This window comes from Buttiauxella sp. BIGb0552 (genome assembly GCF_004366275.1).
In the GTDB taxonomy this organism is placed as follows: Bacteria; Pseudomonadota; Gammaproteobacteria; order Enterobacterales; family Enterobacteriaceae; genus Buttiauxella; species Buttiauxella gaviniae.
Genome location: NZ_SODY01000001.1, coordinates 1 through 12,783 on the forward strand (window position 1 = coordinate 1; position 12,783 = coordinate 12,783).

Annotated in this window: 8 protein-coding genes and 2 pseudogenes; 7 read left to right on the forward strand and 3 right to left on the reverse strand. The window is 44.4% G+C overall.

From position 1 onward, the window contains the following. The first annotated feature begins 274 nt into the window (after nucleotides 1-274). The 4 genes from umuD to EDF88_RS00020 all read left to right on the forward strand — a co-directional run bounded on the left by umuD (nucleotide 275) and on the right by EDF88_RS00020 (nucleotide 5,558). Nucleotides 275-694 carry a translesion error-prone DNA polymerase V autoproteolytic subunit gene (gene umuD / locus EDF88_RS00005; protein ID WP_134182058.1) on the forward strand — a complete coding sequence of 140 codons (420 nt, stop codon included), beginning with the start codon at nucleotides 275-277 and terminating at the stop codon, nucleotides 692-694. 2 nt (nucleotides 695-696) lie between these two features. Then, nucleotides 697-1,971, forward strand: a complete 1,275-nt coding sequence (locus EDF88_RS00010; RefSeq protein WP_134182060.1) for a Y-family DNA polymerase — start codon at nucleotides 697-699, stop codon at nucleotides 1,969-1,971. A gap of 273 nt (nucleotides 1,972-2,244) precedes the next feature. Continuing rightward, nucleotides 2,245-4,626: a dynamin family protein gene (locus tag EDF88_RS00015; protein ID WP_243839561.1), complete on the forward strand. Its 2,382-nt coding sequence runs from the start codon at nucleotides 2,245-2,247 to the stop codon at nucleotides 4,624-4,626. After that, entirely contained in the window at nucleotides 4,623-5,558 is a 936-nt protein-coding gene (locus EDF88_RS00020) for a hypothetical protein (RefSeq protein ID WP_134182062.1), read from the forward strand. The genes EDF88_RS00015 and EDF88_RS00020 overlap by 4 nt, the downstream gene beginning before the upstream one ends. Nucleotides 5,559-5,620: 62 nt before the next feature. On the opposite strand, the gene EDF88_RS00025 is transcribed toward EDF88_RS00020, so the two are convergent. After that, entirely contained in the window at nucleotides 5,621-6,295 is a 675-nt protein-coding gene (locus EDF88_RS00025) for an SOS response-associated peptidase family protein (protein ID WP_134182064.1), read from the reverse strand. Between the two features lie 405 nt (nucleotides 6,296-6,700). Here EDF88_RS00025 and EDF88_RS00035 point away from each other — a divergent pair. Then, nucleotides 6,701-6,820: pseudogene (locus tag EDF88_RS00035) on the forward strand (DUF4113 domain-containing protein); the annotation flags it as partial. A gap of 346 nt (nucleotides 6,821-7,166) precedes the next feature. Next, the gene (locus tag EDF88_RS00040; protein ID WP_134182068.1) at nucleotides 7,167-7,730 is read left to right on the forward strand and encodes a hypothetical protein; all 564 of its coding nucleotides are present in this window, start codon (nucleotides 7,167-7,169) and stop codon (nucleotides 7,728-7,730) included. 457 nt (nucleotides 7,731-8,187) lie between these two features. Here the strand turns inward: EDF88_RS00040 and EDF88_RS00045 are convergent. Beyond that, nucleotides 8,188-8,864: pseudogene (locus EDF88_RS00045) on the reverse strand (SOS response-associated peptidase family protein). A 930-nt stretch (nucleotides 8,865-9,794) separates the two neighbouring features. Then, complete coding sequence (locus EDF88_RS00050; protein WP_134182070.1) at nucleotides 9,795-10,817, reverse strand: transporter substrate-binding domain-containing protein; 1,023 nt, start codon at nucleotides 10,815-10,817, stop codon at nucleotides 9,795-9,797. 202 nt (nucleotides 10,818-11,019) lie between these two features. On the opposite strand from EDF88_RS00050, the gene EDF88_RS00055 reads away from it, so the two are divergent. Further along, the gene (locus EDF88_RS00055) at nucleotides 11,020-12,510 is read left to right on the forward strand and encodes a SulP family inorganic anion transporter (protein ID WP_134182072.1); all 1,491 of its coding nucleotides are present in this window, start codon (nucleotides 11,020-11,022) and stop codon (nucleotides 12,508-12,510) included. Nucleotides 12,511-12,783: the final 273 nt, after the last annotated feature.

The window sequence follows — 12,783 nt, forward strand, 5'->3', positions numbered from 1 at the left end:
GTGTCGAGATGCCACATGACAGCATTTATAACCAGGCACAAGAGGCCGCACAAAAAGCCCTGGAGGAAGCCGCCCGCAAAGCGACTGAGGAAGCACAAACTGATCCGAACCAACCAGAATCCTGAAAAATTTACACAGTGCATAATCCCTTCATCAGTAAAGCCCTTTAATCCCGTTAGCTCAAAACCTCGCCAGCCCACTCAGCCGGTTCGCTTGATCAGATTTAACGATAGATATACTGTATAAATACACAGTAGATAATTATGGCTATCATATGAACCTTATCAAGCCCGTCTTACTTCGCGAAGTTATTACCATTCCGCTGTTTAGCGACCCGGTGAAGTGTGGTTTTCCGTCCCCCGCGCAGGACTATGTAGAAGAGCGCTTAGATATTAGTGAGTTAATCGCACCTCACCCAAGCAGCACTTATTTCGTTCGTGCGTCGGGTGACTCAATGATTGACGGTGGGATTAGCGACGGCGACTTGCTGTCAGTTGATTGTTCACGTACCGCCAGGCATAACGATGTGGTCATTGCCTCGGTTGACGGTGAATTTACGGTTAAGCGCCTGCAGCTTTATCCGACGGTCCAGCTTAACCCGATGAACAAAGCTTATTCCCCAATACTGATCGACAGCGAGGGCACGCTCAACATTCTGGGCGTGGTCACGTTCGTCATTAAATCGATGGGCTGAGCATGTTTGCCCTGGTGGATGTCAATTCGTTCTATGCCAGTTGTGAAACGGTATTCAGGCCTGATTTACAGGGCAGGCCGGTAGTCGTGCTCTCGAATAACGATGGATGTGTTATTGCCCGGAGCGCAGAGGCGAAAGCCATTGGCGTCAAAATGGGTGACCCGTATTTCAAGCAAAAGGAGTTGTTCCGGAGGTTCGGTGTTGTCTGCTTCAGCTCCAATTACGAGTTGTATGCCGATATGTCTGACCGGGTGATGACCACACTAGAAGAAATGTCGCCACGCTGTGAAATTTACAGCATTGATGAAGCTTTCTGTGACCTTACTGGCGTGCGTAATTGTCGCAACCTTGAGGATTTTGGCAGGGAAATCCGGGAAACCATCTTGCTGCGTACGCGTCTGACCGTGGGCGTTGGGGTGGCGCAAACCAAAACTTTAGCCAAGCTCGCTAACCATGCAGCAAAGAAATGGCAACGCCAAACGGGTGGTGTGGTGGACCTGACGAATTTAGAGAAACAGCGCAAGCTGATGGCGTATTTCCCGGTTGATGAAGTCTGGGGCGTGGGCCGCCGTATCTCCAAAAAGCTCGAAGCCATGGGAATTAAAACGGTTCTACAGCTGGCTGACACGGATATCCGGTTCATCCGGAAGCACTTCAACGTAGTACTCGAGCGCACCGTTCGTGAACTACGCGGCGAACCTTGTCTCGGCCTGGAAGAGTTCGCACCAACCAAACAGGAAATCGTCTGCTCACGTTCATTCGGTGACCGGGTGACTGAATACGAACAAATGCGCCAGGCCATTTGTAGTTACGCAGCGCGTGCCGGGGAGAAACTCCGCGTTGAACATCAGTTCTGCCGATATATCTCGGTATTCATCAAAACATCACCGTTCGCGCTGAATGAGCCCTATTACGGGAATCAGGGGGCCGTGAAGTTAATGACACCCACGCAGGACACCCGCGACATTATTGCGGCGGCAATGCGCTGTCTCGATAAAATCTGGAAGGATGGATATCGATACCAGAAAGCCGGAATTATGCTGGGTGACTTCTTCAGCCAGGGCGTGGCGCAGCTCAATTTGTTTGACGACAACGCGCCGCGGCAAAACAGTGCAGCGTTAATGGAAGTGCTGGACCATCTCAACCACAAGAATGGGAAAGGGGCGCTGTATTTTGCAGGGCAGGGCATTCAGCAGCAGTGGCAGATGAAGCGGGACATGCTTTCACCACGCTATACGACGAGATGGTCAGATTTGTTATTGGTGAAGGTTCGATAGGTTGAGCTGCTCGCTAGGTATGAAAACGTCTGCTTTGCACTGTGTGTTGCATCCTTTGCTTGAACATACAACCAGAAACGGACATTGCTTGCACTGGACCATGTTAATTCATGGTAAGCAGACGACAGTAACATTAAGATTTTTTTCAATACTTTTGATAACACTTAATAACAAGTTTCTTCTATTTGTCATTTCATTCTGATACGCGATTACTATCAAAGACTTACCGGAGAGTCGATTATAACCTAACGGGAAAGTTGATTTTTTAGACCAATGCGTCTGGATTTATTACTTGCTCATTGCTATTTTAGACGTACCGGTCTGAAAATGGTAGGCATTGTAATGAACGATAAGCTGAAAATGTGGCGGGTTAAATCGGGTTTAAGCCAACAGGAGGTGGCTGAGCGGGCAGGTGAAAGTGTTTTGACCCAAAAGCAGGTCTCTCGTATTGAACAGGCGCCACTCTCGCAAAATTTAGAACTTGTTCTGGCCTACCTTCGCATCGTTGCACCTGAAAAGATTCAGGAATTTATCTCTGAGTGTTTACAGGCGCAGTTAAACACATCCTCTTTAAATGAAAACTACACACAGCAAAAAGAGAATATGATGAGAAATAAAAAGGAACTAATACAGTACCTGGAAAAATCAATTTCCACGCTTTCCAATACCTCTAATCCATTTATTAAAAACAGCAGTATCACTAAAGATATTTCCGAGCTTAAGGACAATCTGAAAGATATTCACGCCAAGCCCGTCCTAAGTGCGATGGGTCCTTCGGATGCAGGAAAGTCGACGCTGTTAAACTATATTCTGGGTAGCGAAATTCTCCCAGCGAAATGGCAACCTGCGACCTGCCTTGTCACACTACTGATGCATACTCAGGATAAACCTGATTATCTGGATAAGCATAAATCCGTCTTTATTTTCAAAACGGGTTTCAAGCCGCATATGATTTTTGATCGGCATATGTTAGCTGATTTCCTGATCGATTCCGGCGGCAAAGAGCTCATTAAAACCTATGGCGAAAAAGATGAAAATGATAACGTCCTTAATCCACAAGCTTATATGGTCGTGGTATTTGAAAGTTTCGCGATTTTGGAAAACATCTGGTTACTTGATACCCCCGGGCAATTAATCGAACCCGAGATGTATGATGAAATTGAGGGGTGCTCCAGCGAAGAAATCCTTAATGATAAAGCCAAAGCTATGAGCGCGATTTCGCTGGTGGATGGCCTTATCTTCGCCTCAGCTACCACCAAATTTATGCGTGACGAAGATCCACATTTCTTACAAAATATTTTAATGCATAAAGTCCCTCTGGAAGGAGACAAGCCGCTTGCGAATTTGATTATATTGAAAACCCACAGTTACGATCAAATCACCGCCGAAGCAAATGACGCAACGTTTCGTACTGCCGCGAATCACCTGACGAAATCATTTTCAGATACTTTGTACGATGAATGGGAGCATCAGTTAAATAATCCCGCTCATCCACAGAAATTACTACGACCCGACGCCGCTGTCTGGTCCAGCAGAATGTTGCCTTTCTTCCGCGAAAATAGCCAGTATTGCGAGGCTTTTGATGCCCGTCTGCTAGATGTGATCAATTATCTCCTTGCCAATCGAACAGCATTGATTAACAACCGGGTTGAGACCATCCAAAAACGCATCCAAAATCGGATTGCAATAGCGCTACAGGAGTTAAAGCAGAGTAGCCGTTCTGTTCAGGAGAAAAAGGAGGATATTGCTCAACAGGATGCGCGATTTCGCGAAGGTTCCGGCGCGTTAATTGCTCGCTTTACTGAAATCAGTAACCAGTGCTCGCGCTACGCTGAGGAAGATATCGAGCGCATCCGCGATATTTTCTATTCGCTTTGCAATGAAGAGAGTATGTACCGTTTCATCGACAATCGCTTTGAAGATAAAGATGAAGCGAAACGCGCTATTAATAAAGCGCTGGGTAATCATTTCGAAAGTAAATTTCGTCGTGTGATGGAAGATAGCACCCGTAGGTTCAGCCTTGAGGTGGAAAGCGTGGTTCAGGCATGGCAGAAAATCGTGCCCTCAGCCCAGGGCGCAAGCCACGCAGGAATGCCGGATACTGATATTTCCCTTTCCGCTAGCTCCGACTTCGATGCTTACTCCGCGTTCGTCGGTGGTATGGCCGGATTAACCAGCTTCGGCGCGATGGCGGGTTATGTGGCAACGATATCCAGCAACTTAGGAGCTTACATTTTAGTTGGTAAAGCGGCTGGCGTACTGACTTCTCTGGGAATTACCAGTTCAGTCACGACATTACCGACGCTGGTTGCTGCCACGGGTGGCCCAGTGGCATGGGGCGTAGCCATTGCCGCAGTCGTCGGTTTGCTGGTTTATCGGTTGTTCTCAAACTGGAAAAAAGCGCTCGCTAAATCAGTTGTTAAGGGGCTGGAATCCAGCAATACGTTAAGCAATGTGGAAACCGATATCACCCGATACTGGCAGGATTCACGCAACGCACTGGCGGCGTCGGTTGATTCCCTGAAAACTGAAACTGACACCTTTATCAGACATTTGTATGCAGAAGCTAATATAGAATATCAGCAGCAGGACATTGCTGAAGCTGAACAAATTTTGAATACAATCAACAATAATCAGGGTGGTGAGACTAAATGAGTTTTTTTCAACCATTCATGGGTATCTTTAAAGAGATCACAGATTCTTTAACTAATGCCTCGGCGACAGACAATAAAGAAGAACGTCGCAGTGATGAAAAATTTACCGATGTCAAAGACGACCGCAGCCTTATTAACTTTCTGACAAAGCAATATATCGACAAGGAACTCGCGGTCGATAAAAGCAAAGATCATTGGGAGATTTTCAGCAAGCACCAGCAGCCACTCATAAGGTGTTTGAAACGCTATGAGGATGCCAGCCTCAGCAAGCTTGAAGTCTCGCAAAAAGAGCAGGCGGCAGCTCTGCTGGAAGCCCTACAGCAGGGTAAAGAACTACCGGAGCACAGCGGCAACGGCGCAATCATTGACAGAGATGACTATGTCAACTGCCTGAAAAAAATCACTCTTAGCTATTGCCAGAAGCACGTAATCACCATGAGTGACTTCGTGGATTACGTTCCTGAACATCTGTGCGACGGAAAAAATGCCAGCACCTCATGGCAATCGGATAGAAATGATGCCAGTAAAAAACGCTGGAAAAACTTTGACCAAGCATGCAGTGACAATTCACTTTATGGTTTGAGGGGGAACGTCTTATTTGATACTACGTTGTGGGGCTCAGGGAAGAATGGATTTATGTTAGGGCACGATGCTATTACTTGCTTAGGTGGGGAGCCAGACAAGTTCCGTGTTTTATGGAGCAAAGTGACAAGCTTGTGGTATCACAAAGGCTATCTTTACGTGAATGATTATAAAACAGGTTTTGTCGCGAATGATGAAGCTTGTGAATTACTAGAATTACTGGAAGAACATTACGATAAAACGAAACGTTCCGAAGGAAATCTGTTATTAGCATATCTGAATTACGACCACTCTAGCCAGCAAGCCATTAAAAATGCTTACGAAGCGGATGTGCAGCAGTTTGTTGAATGAGAAAAAGACGACTGCTACAGTAAATATCATACTGTGACGGGCCTCAGTGCCCGTCACACTGCCTAATGGTCAATTTTTATGATCAAACCTTTACTCTGATTTTTCACATTACCCACGGATCGAGTTACAGGATGCCAGGTAAATTCTTTAGCCGGTATAGCCGCCTCATGAGCCAGCTCACTCGCTTGTGCACCGCTGGTTTCCGGATTCATCCATTCTAGGATAGCTTCAGGCGTAAACACTAAAGGCCTACGGTCGTGAATATCAATCAGGCCTTTATCGGCTGCCGCAGTCACAATCAAAAATCCCTCTGCTTCATCCCCAGTATCAAACGGCTGCTTACCAATAGCTGCGAAGAAAAGTGGCTTCCTGTCTTTCCTGTAGATGTAATAGGGCTGCTTTTTGTCTCCATCCTTTTTCCACTCATACCAACCATCAGCAAACACAATCGCCCGACCATTATTCCACAGCGTCTTTAACATCCGGCTGGTGGCCGCTGTTTCGACCCGCGCGTTAATTAGTGGTGGTTTGTTCCACCAACCTGGTGCGTATGACCAGACAACGGGATCAAGGTGAAAGGTATCGTCGCGATTATTTAGAAGGAGAACCTTGGAGCCAGGTGCGACGTTGTATCGACCAATAGGGTCGGGATCGTAAGCAATATCTTTCCCGACTTCTTCAGCCAAAAATTCAAGATAGTCATCGCGAGATTGGATTTGAGTAAAGCGTCCGCACATAGCCACCTCCAGTTTGCTTACTTAAAGCATAGGCAAAAAAGAGATCAAAATACGATCCGAAATTATCCCGTCGAGCATCCGAAAAAGATAGCAAGTGTTTGATCGCCAAAGGGCGCAATGGTAAGTGTTGATGAGTGATTTTAATGCGAATTGTTTAGGTATATAATTGATTTTAAATGGAAAAATGACAATGGATAGTAAACAGGAATCGTATTCGGTCTTTTTTTATATGTCTTTAAATACAAGGGCTTAGGTTGGTCATTCCGAAATTCCATATCCGGTCTTTTCGCCCTGTTAAATCAATGTAAACATTTTCTCCCTCACATCCAAGTACTTTTCGGCCATTTTTTCTGACTTATGTCCGAGCAGTTTTTGGGTGAACTCCTTTCCAAAAGCTTTCTCATAAAAGGGGCGCTGTATTTTGCAGGGCAGGGCATTCAGCAACAGTGGCAGATGAAAAGGGACATGCTTTCACCTCGATATACGACGCGCTGGTCAGATTTGCTGGTGGTGAAGGTCAGATAGGTTAAATTTGTTATATCTCCTACTCTCCCAGTTTGGGCGCATTCAGGGAAGCGCATCCATTACAGATGATGGCGACGTGATAGAGAGCCAAGCGCTGGATGATGTAGTCATAATTGGAAAGGTAAAGATGACGATTGCGAATGTGCAGCAGGAGCGCAATCCGGTCATCTAGGTGGACAGAGTATCATTGTCTGGCAATTGAATTATTCAGGCTCGGTGATTATCTGAGGTATTACAGTTATTTAGTCGTGCGAGTAAGAGGGAAATTCCTAAAGTGTAGTATTACGTTTTTTGCGAGTAGGGCATTATGATAATTTAACCCCTGAATTTTATCAGGAGATAGGCTATGGAAGGTAAAAAAGAAAGTAAGGTTTCAGCCTGGCACATTATTGTAACCGTGCTGGTGGCGCTGATTGCATTTGGCAAGATGGGTAGCAGACTTTATCAGGAACAAGTAGTTGAACCCAGACAACAGGAAGAGTCTAAAAACAGCCTGATGGTTCAGGTTTTGAAGATGGCTCAAGCTCGCTACGATCATATGGATATGATTCTTAAAGATCTTAATAAAGAAATATCCGGTGTGGATAAAGCTGAAGATGGAAATTATATCGAGAGCATTGTCCGAGTTGAAGACGATATTGTACTTACTACGGTAATGACGAAACCACTGGAGCCGAAAGATCTCAAAGAGATTAGTGAAGCGCCAGATAAGGTGAAAAGAGAAACACTCGCCGAAACTCTACCATCAGTTTGTGAAAAAGGTTTTTTTAGAAATATTATTGATGATGATTTTAATGTGAAATTAGTACATAAGGATATTAATAAGAAAGAATATATTTCCTACGTTATAACAAAAAGTGACTGCGAAAATTTTGAAAGTAAAAATTCTGCAGTTCCGAAAAAAAGATGATTCATGATTTATTAAGAAGGACGTATCTAATCTCTGTATTCTGTCATTTCTTTATTTGGCGTGCATAGTTTATTATTTGTTCTTTTTGAAAATTATTGCGAAACTAAATCCAAACTGATGTGCATCCTATTTATCCATGCAATGGAATGCTTGCTACGTCTGCTTAGTGTCAGTATGTCTGCCACCCGTACCATTCACTTTTAGAGATCTTTCGTCAAACTGATTCTGTCCGCATGAGGCTAACTTTCGCTTTTCGCTCATGGTAGTTCTTCCTGCGGGCGATTTAGTGTCAGAAATGGGCGTTAAAAAATATCGCCTGTTTTAGTCAATGGGGAGCAAGTAAAAGATTCACTGCCCCAGTATTTAGAGATTTTCAAAAATCCGGCTTTGATATGCGCGGTTAGACACAAGACGATCATGAGTATGTCCGCATCTCGCTGATAAGGGACAGTCAAGTTCAGTCGTCAGTATTCCTGATCAGCTCTGAACCTTGATTTTTTACATTCCCGACAGCTCGTGTCACAGGATGCCAGGTAAATTTTTCTGCCGAAATTGCGGCATCATGGGCTAGTTCGCTGGCCTGTGCTCCTGTAGTTTCAGGATTCAGCCATTCCAGTGCTGCTTTAGGCGTAAATACCAAAGGTCTACGGTCGTGAATATCGACCAGACCTTTATCAGCAGCAGCAGTCACAATCAAAAATCCCTCTGCATTATCCCCCGCATCAAACGGCTGCTTGCCAATCGCGGCAAAGTAGAGTGGCTTCCTGTCTTTCCTGTAGATGTAATACGGCTGCTTTTGTCTCCTTCCTTCTTCCACTCAAACCAACCATCAGCAAACACGATCACCCGGCCATGATTCCACAACGGTTTAAACATCCGGCTGGTGGCCGCAGTTTCTACTCTGGCATTTATTAGCGGTGCTTTATCCTACCAACCCGGTGCGTATGACCAGACAACAGGATCGAGGTGAAGGGTATCGTCGCGATTATTTAGCAGGAGAACTTTAGTGCCGCCTGGCGCGACGTTATACCGACCAATTGGCACGGGATCGTAAGCGATATCGCTCTCGACTTTCTCAGCCAAAAAATCTAGGTAATCATCACGAGACTGGATTTGAGTAAAACGACCGCACATGTTCACCCCTGGGTAAAATTGAAGTATAGATGGCCGCTAAAGGTATGAGTTTTTCAAAACGAATAAAGATGCAATTGGGCGCAAAAACATTACAAAGAGGTTAAAAGGTACCGAGGAAGGTATTCACGCGGTTTTACAGTGTTTTGTAAATTTTGACGGATTTCTTAGGGTAGATAATCCAACGAAATTTTCCCGAACCTACCCGAAAAAAATGATATGTGTTTGATTATTTGGGCATGTTTTCGCATGTGTTTTTGAGCGTAATTTGCGCATAAAATCACGCAAATCATTGAAATTAAATGGTTTATTTGTGCTCGAGCGAGAACGGGAATCGTGTTCGGTCTTTTTTATATGTTTTTATATACAAAGACTTGGCAATGCACTGTCTGGATGTTCACGAAAAAATTTCAACTTTCCCTATTGGAACTGACGTAAACCCCGTAACAGACTCATAACAACATAAACTTCTTTTTGGATGAATCCAAATACTTTTCGAGCATTTTTCTGGGTGAAGATGGGACTGTTTAAGCCAAAAAAAATCAAAACACTCTTCAAAAGCTTCTGTTCACCTGATGTCAGAATCCATTAACTTACTGAGCTTTATATTGAAAATATCACTTCAGTGGGAACAGTATCAGAATCACAACTTTGATGAATTATCATCACTTAAATCTTCCGTATTCATCTGATATTGCTCTCAGTTTTCCAGGTTTGTGTATTTCCCGCGAATACATGTAGTCTTGATTCAGTTTTTTGCATCATTAATGCGGCAGTCCCACAACTTATTACACCCACGGAATGCCCTGCCAATATTTATGTATTTGCTATGTTTTCTGACTGCGCTTCAATTATTGATTATTTATCATTCTAAAATGAAGTGAGTAGTTTTGAGGAGATGCTTACATTCTTTTAATATTTCTCTGCTCATTTTTAATCTGTAGTTGGAGTTTCTGTTGCAGGTAGATAGCTATTTTTTTCTTTGATGAGGTCTTTTGACATGGGTTGCCTCATGTTTTCACCAGTAGGGGAAATAGGGGACATAAACCATTTATTATATAACTCATCAAATCGTTTTGAGATAAACAGGTTTTTTAACTCTTCATTGATGATGGGCTCTATTTCATCTGCATCCTTAGCTATCACCATTCCATAGGGTATTACGTCACCAAATCCTTCGGTACTCATTTGATAGTCATCTCTGTCAGCCATTTCAGCTAACTTGCTATGTATGATAATGTCATCAGTGACAAATGCCGAGATGTGCCCTTGTTCTAGTAAATCAAATCCTTCATCGAAACTTCTCATCAGCTTAACTGAGATCGAATAGTTAATGTTTTGGTTCATTGCAGAGAGTAATAATGCAGATGTTCCGCCACTAATAGCACCCACGGTCCGTCCCGAGAGCATCTCCAGGCTATTTATATGCTGCGATTTTTTAGCCAGAAAATTTGTCCGTGTAAAAAACCATGGCTTTGAAAAATTAACAAATTTATTACGCTGCGCTGTATTTCCGGCAATGGCACAGAGAATGTCTGCTTTATGATGAATTATATATTCAAAGCGCGCAGCTGAAGAAATTTCTACCCATTGTATATTTATATTTGTGTTGTAGCGTTTTTTTATACTATCGACAACACCCTGGCAGATATCCACCGCCATACCCGTCGGTTTTCCATTTAGCTCCCAGGAAATAGGCTTGGAACTACCCACCCAAGCCAAGGTAATACTATGCGTGCTAAGTACTTTATTAAGAACAGGATCGGCAACAGCATTGCTGCAAAAAAATATCATAGCAGCCAACAGAAAAGAACCAATCATTTTACAATAAGTCAAATGACTAAACAAAAGTAAGCCTCCATTAATTAAAATGGCTAAAGTAAAATTATATATTTCGAAAATATCGGCGGTATTGTAATTGCTTTTATGTTGGTTTACTAATAATTGTCTTTCCAATAATAGCCATTAATATCAATCTTTGTGGTATGCCTCAATATTCATCTCCCTGAAATCGTCCACATGAAAACCCTTGTTTGCTCAGAGGATAGGTCTGAGATAGGGATCACATTAATTAGCATCCATACTATCCTCTCTGTACAATCACGCCCGACCTGAAGGTCGCTTCAACTAATAACGACAAACCTGCAAAGACAAAACTATGACCACAACTCAAACTGAAACACATCGTCGGGAAAACTCTCTCGCCTCGGTTTTGCGTAGCCCTCGTTTGCTCGCTCGCGAATCCCTTGCGGGAGTGGTAACGGCATTGGCACTCGTACCTGAAATCATTTCATTCTCAGTAATCGCTGGTGTTGACCCGAAAGTCAGCCTCGTCGCCTCTATTGTGCTTTGTTTATCCATGTCACTGCTTGGTGGGCGCCCTGCAATGGTGACAGCTGCTGCTGGCTCAGTAGCATTAGTTATCGGTCCAATGGTGCATCTGCATGGTGTTGAATATATTTTCCCGGCGGTGTTGCTGGCAGGGTTAATCCAGATTTTATTCGGTATCACTGGTCTTGCTCGTATGATGCGCTATATACCGCTGTCGGTGATGACCGGGTTTGTGAACGCGTTGGGCATTCTCATTTTCTTTGCGCAGGTGCCGCATATTTGGGGGGATAACCCGCTGATCTGGGGGCTGTTTGCGCTCACCCTGGCAATAGTGCTGTTTCTCCCTCAGGTATTTAAAATGGTTCCGTCGCCGTTGGTGGCGATTATTGTGATTACAGCCGCATGCATTGGGATGGGGTTATCTGTACCAACAGTGGGTGAGGCGGGGCCAATGGCTGCTGGATTACCAGGAATGACAGAGTTGTTGGTGCCTTTGAACCTGGATACTTTACGAATTATCTGGCCTTGCGCTTTGAGCATTGCCTTCGTTGGCTTAATGGAGTCGTTGTTAACCGCCAAACTCGTTGATGAGCTGACTGACACACCATCGAGTAAACGTCGTGAATGTTGGGGGTTGGGAGTATCTAACATCTTCGCCGGTTTTTACGGTGGTATTGCCGGCTGCGCTATGATTGGCCAGACCATGGTCAATGTGGAACTTGGCAAGGGGCGTACGCGTATCTCGACAATTGCTGCTGGCTTAGTGCTGTTGCTGTTAGTCACCGGTTTAAGTGAACTGATGGCAAAAATTCCAATGGTGGTTTTAGCCGGAATTATGGTGATTGTGGCGGTGAAAACGCTCAACTGGCACAGTGTTAAACCCGCTACCTTAAAAAGAATTCCCATTCCGGAAACTTTAGTGATGGTGAGTACTGTCGCAGTGACCGTTGCGACCGGAAACCTGGCATTGGGTGTCGTCGGTGGGGTGGTTTTTGCGATGATCTTGTTTGCTCGCCGAATTGCCCACGTGGTACGCGCAGAAAGAACATTAGCTGAAGACGGGCAATCCGTAAGATATACGGTAACCGGGCCGTTGTTTTTTGCCAGTAGCAACGATTTGGTTGAACATTTCCAGTATGCCGACGATCCGCAAAACGTGATTATTGATTTGTCGCAGGCCCAAATTTGGGATGTATCGACAGTTGCCGTGCTTGATGCTATCGAAACCCGCTATCAACGCTATGAAAGCAAAGTACAAATTGTCGGTCTCGATTTACGCAGCAGCGACTTCCACGAGCGGCTGAGCGGCAAAATTTGAGCACTACTCACGCGTTAATCCAGATTTATTTGATGAGAAAATGGCAAAACTGTGAATTTGCCGTTACTTTTACAATGTTAAGGCTGCTAGATTAGCTTTAGTTCCAGAGTGAAACGGAGGTGCCAGATAGTTTTGAAACTGATCCTCAAAAGTAAACTGGTGGGTTCGTGGTAGGTTTAATGACCACATTCCCTTGGGGCGTAAGCCATATTTCATCGCTTTAAGAAGCGTAGTATTTACCAGACAACTCGTATCACCTCTCTAAAGGCTGCA

Coding starts and splice junctions, on each gene's coding strand:
- EDF88_RS00025 (WP_134182064.1), bottom strand. CDS start 6,295: ATGTGCGGACGCTTTACTCAAATCCAATCTCGCGATGACTATCTTGAA.
- EDF88_RS00040 (WP_134182068.1), top strand. CDS start 7,167: ATGGAAGGTAAAAAAGAAAGTAAGGTTTCAGCCTGGCACATTATTGTA.
- EDF88_RS00015 (WP_243839561.1), top strand. CDS start 2,245: ATGCGTCTGGATTTATTACTTGCTCATTGCTATTTTAGACGTACCGGT.
- umuD (WP_134182058.1), top strand. CDS start 275: ATGAACCTTATCAAGCCCGTCTTACTTCGCGAAGTTATTACCATTCCG.
- EDF88_RS00010 (WP_134182060.1), top strand. CDS start 697: ATGTTTGCCCTGGTGGATGTCAATTCGTTCTATGCCAGTTGTGAAACG.
- EDF88_RS00020 (WP_134182062.1), top strand. CDS start 4,623: ATGAGTTTTTTTCAACCATTCATGGGTATCTTTAAAGAGATCACAGAT.
- EDF88_RS00055 (WP_134182072.1), top strand. CDS start 11,020: ATGACCACAACTCAAACTGAAACACATCGTCGGGAAAACTCTCTCGCC.